Here is a 13,562-nt window from a genome sequence, read left to right on the forward strand (position 1 = left end):
TAAAACCCTAGCTTTGGCTGGGGTTTTTTGTTTGTGGACAATGATAATCATTGAACCAATATGGGCTGAGGTTGAGTGCTTTGGATAGCGGGTAACGGTGCGCATCGTTTCAATGTTAAGTTGTGCAATTTCGCAATTTCTTCTGGCGTTTCCCCTTGATTATTTTTAGTGTTGAATGCCGCATCTGAGTCAATTTCTTTTAATTCTAAAAGGCACGATATTGCAAGTAGCTTGTTATTAGCGATTAACCAATGGAAAATGTTACCTTCATCAGCTCCAGATACTGGATCTGCTAACGGAAAATAAAGGTCTCCACTATGAAGTGATTGAGTTGTAGTGTCAGTTTCAATAGGACCTTTAAATCTTGACAATAACCTTTGAGGAGTTTCGAACTTTTCTTTAGGCTGAGATACCCCTTCAGTAAATCCGCCGTCTAAAACTTCCTTAGCATGAGCAACCATAATTAAATCTCTCATCTTTGATTCATCCTGGAGTGTTTGAGCGTATTCAAGCCATGCGGTATCGGTATCAGAGACTTCTAACTTTGCTGTTTTTTCAGGCTTGGCGGTTGATTCGACAACAGGAGTTACATCACCAAGAAGTTCAGATGAACCTTTGTATGTAATAAGAGGGTTAGAAACCCAATAACTCTGAGGTAAATCTGTGGGTTTTGTTTTTGCACTTTGATCCTTGATTTCTGTTCGTATTAATTTTGGTCCGTCTTTTGCATTTGTTTGATTGAAAAGTGTTTCGTCATGTTGAATAACTAAATTTTCATTAGTCAGTGGTGTAGGCTTGGTTACTATACCTAAGTCAATGCTTTGGCTAAGCGACGTGCTTGTATTTAATTGCAGTGGATTTCGGTCACCAGCGGTTGAAGTAAAGTCGCTGCTGGTTTCATGACTCTTATTAGGAATTTGAATTGATTGCGAGGTAGGCTTATTTATTGGCGCAGTCAGAGTATACTCTTCAAACGACACTTGAGATCTTGAGGTGCTACTGTTAGGGATATCCATTGCTGCTGAGCGAGTCAATGTTTGAGTGGGCGGCACTTCTATCACCACATAGTGTTCATCCGAGTTAAGTTCTTTAATAATTTCGAACTCTTCAACTACTTCATCTTCAGAGAATAGTGCGTCTTGTGGAAAACCTGAATGATCCTCATCACTTTTTGACGTTTCAGGTATATCTATCATGGTAAATGGCTCCACTGGTATTTCTTTTTCATCTTCAGGGAATAGTGGGTCTTGTGGAAAACCTGAATGATCCTCATCACTTTTTGACGTTTCAGGTATATCTATCATGGTAAATGGCTCCACTGTTATTTCTTTATTTCCCCTTCTGGCTGAAAGTAAAAAACCGAGAAGTAAATTAATTCTCATATAATTATTTGATAAACACGCAAGTTGAAGTAGTGAAAGTTTTTCTGTCTGACCTGGTGGGAATCTAATGGTTTTTACAGATGAAGGGTCTTGTTGCATTGAAACCATTAAGTGCCATACAGTTTTGAAAATTGATATGTCAGTATCACTATTTTTTCTAATCGCTAATGCAATGGGAGTTTGCCCGTGTAGATCTTCTTTTAAAAGTAATTTCTTAAAATCGTCGTTAGCTTTAGTCTTTTTAAGTGCCATTACTGCACTGGTAAATGCTTCAACTGATTCTGAAGTTAGAGTCTCACAACTTAATAAGCAGTGAAATGGTGTTTGAGCTGACTGATTCACGACACTAAAATCAGCGCCATATTTGATTAATATACCTACGAGTTGAGAGTTTCCTTGTACACATACTTCATGTAGAAGTGTATTATTTTGAGCGTCTTTTTGGCTAAGAATAGTCGTTCTTTCAGCTTTACCCGCCTTGCTGAGAATTTGCTCTGCGCATTTTGATAAGCCTTGTTTGCAGCACAAATTAAATAGACTATTTCGAAGCTCGCAATCTTGTTTTAAAGCAATACGGCCTTTTGGGTGCTTTAATAGTTTCAAAAGTAAATCTTCTTTCTTTTGTTCTGCTGCAATATGCAAAGGAGTCATTTGGTGCTTATCTTTTACATTCGGATCAAATCCTAAAGAGAGTAGGTGATCGACAACTCCCTGTGCATTATTTTTAACTGCAATGTGCAGTCCAGTTGTTTTATCAGAGCCAACTTTAACTTCTGCTGATAGCCAGTCATGAGGTTGATGAAGAGCGGTATGTTGAACTAACTTTCTTAAAAATGATATGTTCTTTCCAAGATCACAAATTTTTGCTTGAGCATTTGCTCTTACTACCATGAAAACCTCATCTGTAGATACGATTTTGGTTAGTTCTTCTTGGGCTTCGTCGAAATCTTTTATAATGTATTTACTTGTCCCTGTAAGTAACTTTAATTCTTCAATATGTTCATCTGAGGCACATAATTGATGAAAGCGTGGGAAGGTTGCTTTACCGTAAGCTTGAAGTAGTTGATTCACCTTTAACAAGCTGCTCACTTCGGCAGGTAAACTGGGGTCAGACATCCAATGTGTATAATCTGCACCATAGTCGAGCAACTGTTCAATATTTGAATAGTCACTATTTTGAATAGCGATATCAAGCGCTGTTAATCCATTGCTATTAACTTGGTCTACAAAACTATTGGTTGTATCCGAAGAATTGGGAATTCGTCCATTAGCATAGTTATCAAGAATAAGTGCTATGACATTCAACCAGTTATTGGTTACAGCCAAGTGTAACCATGTGTTTTGCGACTGATCTTTTTCGCTATAATCGACCAAATCATGCTTTACAAATTCTTCAGCAAGCTGAGAATTGCTTAATGAAAAAGATTTATCTATAACTGAAGGGCGGTCACCTTGCTTTTGATTACAGGCTTGTTTTACTTGTTCAAAATCTTCAGAGGAATCTAACTGTTCAAGCAAAGTGATTGCATGCTTCTGAAATCTGTCTGTTGTGCACAATTCAAGGACAGACTCTCCACTGTCATTTATTTGTGAAAGTAATGAGCAAGCCTCTTCGGAACAAGTGATTTGTTCCAATAATGTATTAATAATTTGATCATTTGCTGGTTCAGCTTTTAGGGCTATGTGTAATGGAGTGTTGCCATCACGATCTTTTGCCCATAGTGTTCTGAATAGAGCTGTTTTGGATATTTTTTTATGTGCTGCAGCCTCAATAACTGCTTTAACAGCTTCAATCTTGCCAGACTCTATAGCGATATGTAGTAGAGACTTTCCTTTACATCTAACCGTTAAATCACAAGCTCTTAAGCTAAGCAATTTTAGCTTTTGCGCTTTATCAAAATTCGATCTGACAACCAAACTTGCAGGTGATTCACCATCAAAATTTAAACTGTTAAGATCTGTTCCTTCCAATTTAAGTAAATGTTCATAAAATGGAACTTGTTCGTTTTTTATTGCGGTATGTAGTGGCGTATCACCATAAAAGGTAGTCGCACGGTTCCAACCAATACCAAAGAAATCTATAATTTGCCTTACTTTTTTAGCGACTGGATTACTCACTCCTCTAAGCTTATCAAGCAGTCTGTGGATAATTGTTTTACCTTCTTTATTTTTTCGTCCAGGTAATGGCAATGGAACGATCTTGTATTTGTGATGTCGAGTAACCGGAGTATTCTCTGTTCTAACTTCTGTAGTAGGTGTAGATGACCCTTTTCTGATTACAACAGGAGGGCGGTATTTTTTGAGTAAATTATATATGGCTTTAGCATTATTATCTTCGGGTTGTTTTATCCAGTTATCATAAGCAATTTGAAGGGGAGTTTGGCCGTCAATGTTAGCGGCATTAACCAGATGAAGCATACCAATATTAAGGTGAGTTTTATTAGGTTGAGGAGCTGCTCCTGATTGACCGTTCTCAGTCGTGGCTTCACTATTTCCAGCGTTAACTTCTTGTAAATTTGGCTCAAGTATTTCTTGTACTATCTCTAAACGGCCTTTACGGACAGCTTTGTGAAGCGGGGACTCTCTTAAAGAGTTACCAGAATAATCATCGATGGATATATCTTCCCATTCATAATCCAACTTTTTATTAGCTTCCGGTGTTTGAGAAATGTGTGCTAGATCATCATCTAGCTGAGTTACCTTCGTTAAGTCTGAACTAGAAACGGATTTGCGAATGGTTTCAGGTTTAGCTTGCTCTGCCAATGATAGTGAGTTGCTTCTAGGTCTAGAGGGCGCTTCAAAATTTAGTGTTTTTGTGGTGAAACCTTGAGTTTTTTCTTTAAGCCTTTGTACTTGAGATAGCGTCCCCTTTTCTGCTAAGTAAGCTAATGGCTCAATTTTGAGTTGTTCTCGTAATACCTTATGGGTAAAGTCTTCTGAATATCTTGTCTCTGTTTTCGTTTCTAGGAGAGAGGATGCTATTGATGGACCTACTTCTTCAGAATTGTTAAGAATGTAATCCATTACCTGAGCTTGAAGCACTGAGTTTTCTTCTGAATTAATTATGTCGAAGGGGCTTAAGTCCTCTTTATTTTCACAAAAGAAGTTTAGTTTTGGAGAACCTGTCTCTTGAACTTGCTCCATTAAAGCTTTTACTACATCCCATTTCTTTGTTATGCAGGCCAGCATTAGTGGTGTGTTTCCGTCTGTGTCCTTTTCATCGAGAAGCTCTGGCGTGAGTTGAACTAATTCTGTAACCAACTCGCTTTTCCCTAGGTTACAAGCAAGATGAAGAGCATTTTTATTTGTTTTACTCTGTCTGAACTGGGTAAACGCTGTTTCGTGCTTTCGGCAAATACAGGCAATAACTGGATCATATAGAAACCCTCCGCCTACTTTTTCGTCTTGGCACATAAGCAAAGGGTCTAAGAATTTCCTAAATTTCTCTTCGTTATCTTCATCACCATGAACTTCAGGGTTATATAGCTTGGCACCAAGCTCCACTAGGAATGCAGCTGTTTTCTCTCTACGTTTAGCTATCGCAAGTACTAAAGGTGAGTCTCCCTTTTTATTTGGGAGGTTTAGACCTTGAACCAAAGGGTGCAGTGCTTCAGTTGGTGATGATTGTGTGTCCTCTGATTGCCCAATGTTGCTAATGGCAACCTGTAATTGAGTCAACTCATATTGCATTTCGGCGAGCATGACTGCATTTGAATCCATGTTATTGTACATCATTTTAACTAGCCCGATGTGACCTCCCAACGCCGCTAAATGCAAAGCTGAATTGCCACGAGGATTTGGCATTAAGAGTAAATCATATTCTTTGTGTTCTAAGGCATACTTAATGATGTACTTCGCTGCAGCGATATTTTCGCCTAGGATCGCAAGTTGTAATGGTGTATTGCCATATTCGTCTTTTACATAGAGCATCTTTGGATCGTGCTTTACTAGATATTCTAGGACAGCAGATTTACCGGGTTGATATACACTGCAGTGAATAGGTAGGCCACCAGAAGCTACATATCTTCTATCCGTCTTTTTTCCTTTTGCAGCTCTCTCTTCTTGCTTGCGAATGCGTTTGTGTCGACTTGGCCCTTTGAAGTATAAACTATCAGCTTCAGGTCCAAGTGGGTTTTGCTTACTTTCATGTTCATAGTCTTGAGTCATGGCCAGCACTTCTATATCAGTCACTGGAGTGAGTAATTGAGCATCGGGCTTGCTTTGTAACAAGATTTTAACTGCTTCAAGGTTATCTTCGTAACAAGCAATATGCATCGGACTTATGCCGAATTTATCTTTTGAGGTAACTTTACTATTGTCATCTTCATCGCAATTAGTGATTTTAGGGTGGTTAACAAGAACTCTTAGTGCATCGACAGAGCCAGAGCTACAAGCAATATGGATAGCATTTCTTCCATAGCGACTACCATTTCTGAGATAGGTATCATCATGATCAAGTAAATATTTAACTACATGAGCCTTATTATGCTCTGCAGCCACTAGCAATAGTGTTTTCCAATCTTTTGTTTCATACTCAGATTGGTTGGCAAGCCTTAGACTGCGACGAATGTCGAATTCTCCTGCATTTGCTTCTGCTTCATTCCAAAATTGCTTTCTTCTTCCTGCATTCTCTTCTCGTATTTGAGCTGCTCTATCAAGCTCTTCTTGTTCTTCTTTTGTTGGCACGTAATTACAGGGTGAGCAGATTCTAAAAAACTCTAATACTTGAAATATTTTTTCATGCCAGAAATAACGTTCATCGCTTTCTTTCATTTCCTCTGCAAGTACTTGAATTTTTACTTTCGTTGCTGAAATTTGAGGTTTGAGAAATACTTTTACTGTGTCCAAGTCTCCTTCTCTTGCTGCTGCAAAAAGTACTCTTCGAGGCGAAATTTGACCATTTTCCATGATTGCTTCATTTTTATACGTTTCTTTGGCTTTGCTTTTACAATCATCGATTCTTTTTACCTCTTCTTCAGCTGTTTTTATTCGCATCATGCGGCTAATTTTTTTTGCTTTATCAGAAAGTCTTGGATCGGTAGTACAGTAGTTATCAACTACCCATTTTCTCATCATGTCTTCGTTTTTTTCGGAGCAAAAAACACAATAACGACGGACAATATCAATGTATTCGTTTTTTAAGCATTCATCTTCAATTTCCTTCTCAATTACTTCGAGAAATTGAGCCACCTCTCCTGTTGTTCTATAACTTCTGGGGTTTAAGCACGCACAACGAATCATCGCTAATTGAGTATCTTTGGGTAATTGAAGCCATTCAGTTCTGTGAAGAGAGGAAAGGAGTACCGAAATATCGGCAGTTGAAATTGGTTGGGTGAATTCTGCACCGTCCTTGTTATATGCCCTGACGCCAAAAGACATATCTTTATTTTGATAGATAGACCTTTCTACTCGCTTATTCGGTAAGGTAAATGTAAGAATGCATTTATTGTGATGTTTGCACTGTAAGGCTGAGTAAAAATGGTTTGCGATATTAGGTAAGTACTCTAAACAATATGGGTTTTTTAATCTTAGCCTTAAAGAGCCCCTAATTACTTCATCGGCGACTTTCGTAGTACAAGCTTTGAAAATTGGCGCTGTAAAACACGTTCTGGGCATACCTGTTACAGCGACGAGTGGCTCGATAACTTCTTCATCGAACCGTTTAAAAAGCACTGAATCGACTACTTTTAAGCTGGCTTCAGTAATAGGTGTGTCTCTATGATTTTGTTGGAACTTTGTCAAAATATCATTTCTAGATTTGGCACAGGCTTCTGATATATTGGCAGCGATTGATGATGGTGTGATTTTTAGAGCAACAGCCAGAGTGAATTGAGTAAGTTTATCATCGTGTATTTCTGGTGCGGTTCCAGTGGTAGGTGCCGTTATTGCTTCTGCACCGAACTGTTCACATACCTTTGAGTATAGAGTGTACCTAACTTGTTCACTATTAAGAGTTTCAGCAAAATGAACTGATGCGAAATCAGCTGCGGCTTCTTGAATTATTCTTTGGCGAGCAGTTATTACATACTTGCTCATTTTTTTTTCAGCAAATAACATAGTGTCTTTTGCTTGCTGCAAAAGTTCTGTAGTTCTCTCTAAATCTGCAGTAATATAAAGAAATAAAAGAGCTGCTCTTACTTGTTTTGTTGCAACATTTCTAGCCCTAGTTTGATCACTTTCCTCTCGAAGTTGGCTTAAAAACATACGATCACTTTCCTGTCGAGATTGGCTTAATAACATATGATCAATCTCGAGTAAAATCTTCCGAGCTTCTTCTTTGTTTTGTAATGGTGGTTGCTTATTAAAGCTGGTTAGTAGTGCGTCAAAGCTCAGTTTGCTAGATCTTGTTGTTTGACTTGCAGGATTCGTTAGTAGGGAGTCAATCTCAGTACCTAGCTTTTTTACATCGGTACGTCTAATTTTTTTTTCACTATGATGGCTTTTAGCTTGCTCAGCTATCCCTTGTTTTGGTGCATTAAGGGACGTATGTGCTGGTGCAACACTTTGTAATGAACTCGTCATATCTCCCTCCTTTATCGATTAAAGATTCAGTTGGCTTTTTAAGATATATCCCCCTTTAAGCAGAAAAAACAATGAAATTAATGATTAAATTGATTTCATTAACTTATTTTTTTGCCTTTAATCAGTGCTTTACTGCTTTTTTAAAGTTGAAATTTAATATTGATTAAGTCTAAGTTTTAGGAGATAGGCGACGTTAAGAACAAAAAACAAAGATTGTGTAAATATATTTGTAGTAACAGGATGATTTTTTGTGACATATTGGCTTAATGTTTTTTGTTTGGTCATGAACGGTTGTTTTAGAAAAAGTGAACCTCAATAATGAATTGCAGATTTTGCTATGTAATATGTCATTTTATAAGTTAGAAATATTTAGCTTGTACCGAAAAAAGTCAGTTTCTAGATAAAGATGTAGATTTATTAAAGTTTGGAATACGGTTTGTAATTATCATCGAGTTGGTGTCAATTTAAGGATTGAAATAAACCTGAAAAGTTTATTATTGCTGAATCAGCATAATTAAGAATAATTGGTTTATTCGGAATGTTTAGCACTATCTATTTGAACTAATTAGCGTTAATTAGAGTATCATGACAATATAATATGTATTTACTGAACGCCATCTAAGATCTGTTATTCTCAGGTTATAACAATATGAATATTAAACTGATTTTATTTTCAACATTTTCTATTTTTTCGAGTGCAGCGTTATACGCACAACAACTTCAGCTGAACCAGTTGAGTTTACCTAAAGGATTTTCTATTGATGTGTATGCTGGAAATGTTGATGGTGCCCGCCAATTGACCATCGATGATCAAGGTGTCGTATTTGTCGGTAGCAGAGGCGAAGGAAAGGTATATGCTTTAATGCCTAATGCCTCTAAAACCAAAGCTAAAAAAGTGATCACACTGCTGAGTGGATTGAATTATCCAAATGGTGTAAGTTTTCATGAGGGAAAGTTATATGTAGGGGAGCTTGATCAAGTTTCGATGTATAAACTTTCTCGAACAACAAATACCATAAAAGCGAGCCCTAATGGTGTGATTGGTAGCTTTCCGAATAAGCGTTGGCATGGTTATAAGTACATCAAGTTTTCACCTGAAGGTAAGTTGTATACAGCGGTTGGAATGCCTTGTAATACTTGCTTCTATAGAGATACTCAGCCCATTTTTGGCACCATCGTTAAAATAAATGCAACTGATGATATCGAGATCATGGCTCGGGGTATTCGCAATAGTGTCGGTTTTGATTGGCAGCCAAAGTCAGGCTCTTTATGGTTTACCGATAATGGGCAAGACATGCTTGGTGATGATACACCGCCGGATGAATTAAATCGTATTTCATACAAGGGCGAAGACTTTGGTTTCCCTTATGTATATGGTGATAACGTTCCAGCGCCTGATTACATTGGAAAGCCTATTCCCAAAAATTTAACCAAACCTGAGCATAAATTTCAGGCTCATGTGGCACCGCTTGGAATGACGTTTTACACTGGTGGTCAATTCCCTAAACCCTATCAAAACCAAATGCTTATTTCCCAGCACGGTTCATGGAATCGAACTACGCCAGTGGGGTACCGCATCATGCTTGTCACATTGAATGGCAGCAAAATAACGCAAGTGAAGCCGTTTATTTCTGGCTGGTTAGGTGACAAAAACCAAGTATTAGGCCGCCCTGTAGATATTTTAAATATGCCTGATGGTTCAATTTTAATTTCTGATGATTATGCCAATGCTGTCTATAGAGTCAGTTATCAAAATGCGCATTCTTTAAGCCATCAGAATAAATAAAGTAAGCCCCTAAAGTTGCGCTCCGGCTGAACATAAAAGCACTGAGTGCGGCCCATAACGCATGGTTATCGTAATCTTGGAGTAAATACCAAGTTGGAAAAAAGATGACGATGGTTGAGAACAGCATGCTGTTTCTCATTTGGCTGCCTTTAGAAGCTCCGATGAATACACCATCGAATAAATAACTGCTGTACGCCCAAAGCGGCATCAACGCTAACCAGAATAAATGTGCTTTTGCAGAGTCGATGACGGCATTTACATTGGTCATCATCTCGATGAATAGGCCGCCATGACTGAAGAAAATGAAAGCAAATAAAGCCGCAACAGCACCAGACCAAAACCAGGCCATCCAAACGGTGTTATTTAAACGTTGCCACTTCTTTTGGCTGTATGCGTTACCGACTTCCACCTCAGCGTAATAGGCAATACCGTCAAGGCCGTATGAGATCAAAAGCAAAAGGTTGAGTAAGATAGCATTAGCTGCCAACACGTTGTCGCCGTGCTTCGCGGCATAGAATGTCATAAATGTTAAGGTGAGTTGTAAGCACAAACTGCGAATGAAAATATTTGTATTTAAGCTGATCAGCTTGATATATCCCGCTTTAAAGAGGGTTGCTTTCCAGTTTGATATAACCGTGTGTGGCAGTTTATTGCATTGTTTTAATACAACAATCAGTGCGACGACAAAGGCGGTCATGTCTGCAATCAAGGATGCCCAAGCTGCACCTTCCACTTTCCAGTCTAAAATGATGATAAACCAGACATCTAAGAGCAAGTTGATGACATTGGCTATGATCACTTGCCACATCGCCACCTTTGGTAATTTTTGCCCTAGCAACCATCCCAGCATGACCATATTGACCAGTACAAAAGGTAATGACCATATGCGGATCTCTATGTACTGTTTACAATAGAAAATGACTTCTTTGCTGGCATCAGCAAACCACAGTGCAGAATTCAAAATCGGCGTTTGCAGTACTAAAACGACACTGGCGAGGATAAGAGCTAATGCTGAGCTTTGAAGGAGGATCTTAAAGGAATTATTGTGATCATTTTTACCAGAAGCTTGCGCCGTTAACCCTGTGGTAGACATTCTTAAAAAACCAAGAAGCCACGAAATCATACTAATAATGGTTGACCCTAAGGCTACGCCTCCTAAATAATAGGCCGCAGATAAATGACCAATCATCGCAGTATCAATTAATCCGATTAACGGCACGCTGATGTTGGAGATAATGATAGGAATGGCTAAAGACCAGAGTCGATGATGTTGCTGTCTAGAAAATAAAAATTGTAATCGACTCATTTAGGCAAGATTCCAGGGAAATGCATGTGTTTAAAAAGATAATTTGGATCAGTTTACTATTGTTTGCTCTGCCGGTAAAAAGTGCGGTGATTATTCAATATCATCATGTTGATACTGATTCCCCTGCAGTAACCAGTGTGACGCCGACTCAATTCGCCGAGCAGATGCAGTACTTGGCAGATAATGACTTTAAGGTTATTAAGCTTTCTACTTTGCTCGAAGCATCAAAAGCCAAAAAAGCATTACCAGACAAAACCATAGCAATCACTTTCGATGATGGCTACAAGAGTATTCTTGAAAATGCTCATCCCATTTTAAAAAAGCATGGTTTCCCCTATGCGATGTTTATTGCAATTGAACCGATTGAGATGAAGTATCGCAATATGATGAGTTGGCAGCAGATCAATAAAATTGCCAATGAAGGCGCTGAGATCATGAATCATAGCTATGGGCATGATCACCTTATTCGACGATTGAAAGACGAAACGCACTCGCAGTGGTTAATCAGAATTCAAAATAATATCGAAAAAACTGAAGCCATCATTAAGCAGCATACAGGGCAAAGCCATAAAGTCTTAGCTTATCCATATGGTGAATATAATTCAGATATTATGGCCATGCTTAAGGAGCAAGGTTTCACGGCCCTAGGACAGCAATCAGGTGCTGTTGGAAAATATTCAAACTTACAATCGTTAGCTCGCTTTCCGATCGCTGGGGCATACACGAGCTTGAAATCACTTAAAGCTAAATTTACCAGTTTAAATATGCCTGTAGTGAAACAAGTACCAATCAACCCTGAGTTAGCGGCGGATATAACGAAGCCAAAATTGACAGTAACACTTGATATGAGTGATATGAGGGCCAGTCAGGTTATGTGCTTTATCACAGGACAAGGTGCCCAAAAGCCCAGCTGGATTAGTAATGACACCTTTGAAATACAAGCACAAACTGATATGCCAGCGGGACGATTTCGTTATAACTGTACCGGACCGAGTAAATCAAAATCGGGTTATTATTGGTTCTCTCATGCTTGGGTAAAGCCTAAATTAAATGGTGAGTGGATAAAAGAGTAATGGAGTTACAAGTAAAACTTTTTTCAGCACTGAGTACTGATGAACTCTACGAAATACTCAAACTGAGATGTGATGTGTTTGTTGTAGAACAAGCCTGTGCTTATGCTGACTTAGATGAAAAGGATAGGCATCCAGAAACGCTGCATTTGTATTATTTTAATACGGATAAAGCGTTGATGGCTTATAGTCGCGTACTGCCCCCAAATCAGAGCTATCCCGAGCCGAGCATTGGCCGAGTGGCTGTTGCAAAAAAATATCGAAACCAGGGGCTGGCTCGAAAGGTCGTGCAAGCTTCAGTCGACACGATCCATCAATATTGGCCGAACCAACATATTCAAATTGGGGCACAGGAATATTTACTGCCTTTTTACCATTCATTTGGCTTCAAAAATCATTCTGAAATGTATTTAGAGGACGATATTCCTCATAGGGATATGCTGCTTTAAAAATAAATTCTAAAACTTAATCCAAAAGATTGTGATCAAGTTAACCTTATCTGGTACTCAGCTAGGGTAAAGTACTGATCAATATTTAAAAATTAACAAAAATTAAACAAAGGGGTTCCTAATGTCAGATGTATTTCATCTTGGCTTGACCAAAGAAATGTTGGATGGTGCTGCACTTGCTATTGTTCCAGGCGATCCAGAGCGTGTAAAACGAATTGCAGAACAGATGGATCAACCAACGTTCTTAGCGAGCCATCGTGAATACACCAGTTATCTTGGGTATATTGATGGTAAAGCTGTAGTGGTATGCTCAACTGGTATTGGTGGACCTTCTACCTCTATCGCTGTAGAAGAGTTAGCTCAATTAGGCATATCAACGTTCTTACGTGTGGGTACTACTGGTGCCATTCAAGAACACGTAAACGTAGGTGATGTAATCGTAACTCAAGCATCAGTACGCTTAGACGGTGCAAGCTTGCACTTTGCACCAATGGAATACCCTGCGGTAGCAGATTTCACTTGTACAACAGCAATGGTTGAAGCATCTCGTGACGCAGGACTTGAGCCTCATATCGGTATTACTGCATCGTCAGATACTTTCTATCCTGGTCAAGAACGTTACGACACAGTATCAGGTCGCGTTACTCGTCGCTTTAAAGGTTCAATGCAAGAATGGCAAGATCTTGGCGTGTTGAACTATGAAATGGAATCTTCAACATTGCTTACTATGTGTGCATCTCAAGGCTGGCGTGCAGCGTGTGTAGCGGGTGTAATTGTAAACCGTACACAACAAGAAATTCCTGATGAAGCGACAATGAAGAAAACAGAAGTCAGTGCTGTAAGTATTGTTGTTGCCGCAGCGAAAAAACTACTTTAATAATAGTTACATATTATATAGAGAATATTAAGCAGACTTTTGAGTCTGCTTTTTTGTTTGCCCAGCGAAGCTGGCAAACCCGACAGGTTGAAAGAAACCTGTATCGCCCCGACTGAGGGGAAGATAATCCGAATGGCAAGGGCGTTGTTGGCTAACGGCAGGGTCTGAAG

Annotated in this window: 6 protein-coding genes; 4 read left to right on the forward strand and 2 right to left on the reverse strand. The window is 38.9% G+C overall.

The genetic code is table 11. The features are described 5' to 3' along the window. Positions 1 to 47: 47 nt before the first annotated feature. Positions 48 to 7,904, reverse strand: a complete 7,857-nt coding sequence (locus tag JQC92_RS03900; RefSeq protein ID WP_204998416.1) for an ankyrin repeat domain-containing protein — start codon at positions 7,902 to 7,904, stop codon at positions 48 to 50. Between the two features lie 649 nt (positions 7,905 to 8,553). Here JQC92_RS03900 and JQC92_RS03905 point away from each other — a divergent pair. After that, positions 8,554 to 9,690, forward strand: coding sequence for a PQQ-dependent sugar dehydrogenase (locus JQC92_RS03905; RefSeq protein ID WP_204998417.1), 1,137 nt, complete (start codon positions 8,554 to 8,556; stop codon positions 9,688 to 9,690). Here the strand turns inward: JQC92_RS03905 and JQC92_RS03910 are convergent. Beyond that, positions 9,647 to 10,996 carry an MATE family efflux transporter gene (locus JQC92_RS03910; protein WP_204998418.1) on the reverse strand — a complete coding sequence of 450 codons (1,350 nt, stop codon included), beginning with the start codon at positions 10,994 to 10,996 and terminating at the stop codon, positions 9,647 to 9,649. The two genes, JQC92_RS03905 and JQC92_RS03910, sit on opposite strands and share 44 nt — an antisense overlap. A 26-nt stretch (positions 10,997 to 11,022) precedes the next feature. Between JQC92_RS03910 and JQC92_RS03915 the strand changes: the two genes are divergently transcribed. The 3 genes from JQC92_RS03915 (at position 11,023) to udp (ending at position 13,392) form a co-directional block, all read left to right on the forward strand. Then, entirely contained in the window at positions 11,023 to 12,069 is a 1,047-nt protein-coding gene (locus JQC92_RS03915; protein ID WP_420851288.1) for a polysaccharide deacetylase family protein, read from the forward strand. Beyond that, the gene (locus JQC92_RS03920; RefSeq protein WP_204998420.1) at positions 12,069 to 12,515 is read left to right on the forward strand and encodes a GNAT family N-acetyltransferase; all 447 of its coding nucleotides are present in this window, start codon (positions 12,069 to 12,071) and stop codon (positions 12,513 to 12,515) included. Before JQC92_RS03915 ends, JQC92_RS03920 begins: the two co-directional genes overlap by 1 nt. Before the next feature lie 121 nt (positions 12,516 to 12,636). Continuing rightward, entirely contained in the window at positions 12,637 to 13,392 is a 756-nt protein-coding gene (udp, locus tag JQC92_RS03925) for a uridine phosphorylase (protein ID WP_204998421.1), read from the forward strand. The last annotated feature ends 170 nt before the right edge of the window (positions 13,393 to 13,562 follow it).

It is taken from the genome of Parashewanella hymeniacidonis (genome assembly GCF_016900895.1).
Lineage (GTDB): Bacteria > Pseudomonadota > Gammaproteobacteria > Enterobacterales > Shewanellaceae > Parashewanella > Parashewanella hymeniacidonis.

What these genes read in the sequence shown, in the direction of transcription:
- JQC92_RS03900 (WP_204998416.1), bottom strand. Translation starts at nt 7,904, where the DNA reads ATGACGAGTTCATTACAAAGTGTTGCACCAGCACATACGTCCCTTAAT.
- JQC92_RS03905 (WP_204998417.1), top strand. Translation starts at nt 8,554, where the DNA reads ATGAATATTAAACTGATTTTATTTTCAACATTTTCTATTTTTTCGAGT.
- JQC92_RS03910 (WP_204998418.1), bottom strand. Translation starts at nt 10,996, where the DNA reads ATGAGTCGATTACAATTTTTATTTTCTAGACAGCAACATCATCGACTC.
- JQC92_RS03920 (WP_204998420.1), top strand. Translation starts at nt 12,069, where the DNA reads ATGGAGTTACAAGTAAAACTTTTTTCAGCACTGAGTACTGATGAACTC.
- udp (WP_204998421.1), top strand. Translation starts at nt 12,637, where the DNA reads ATGTCAGATGTATTTCATCTTGGCTTGACCAAAGAAATGTTGGATGGT.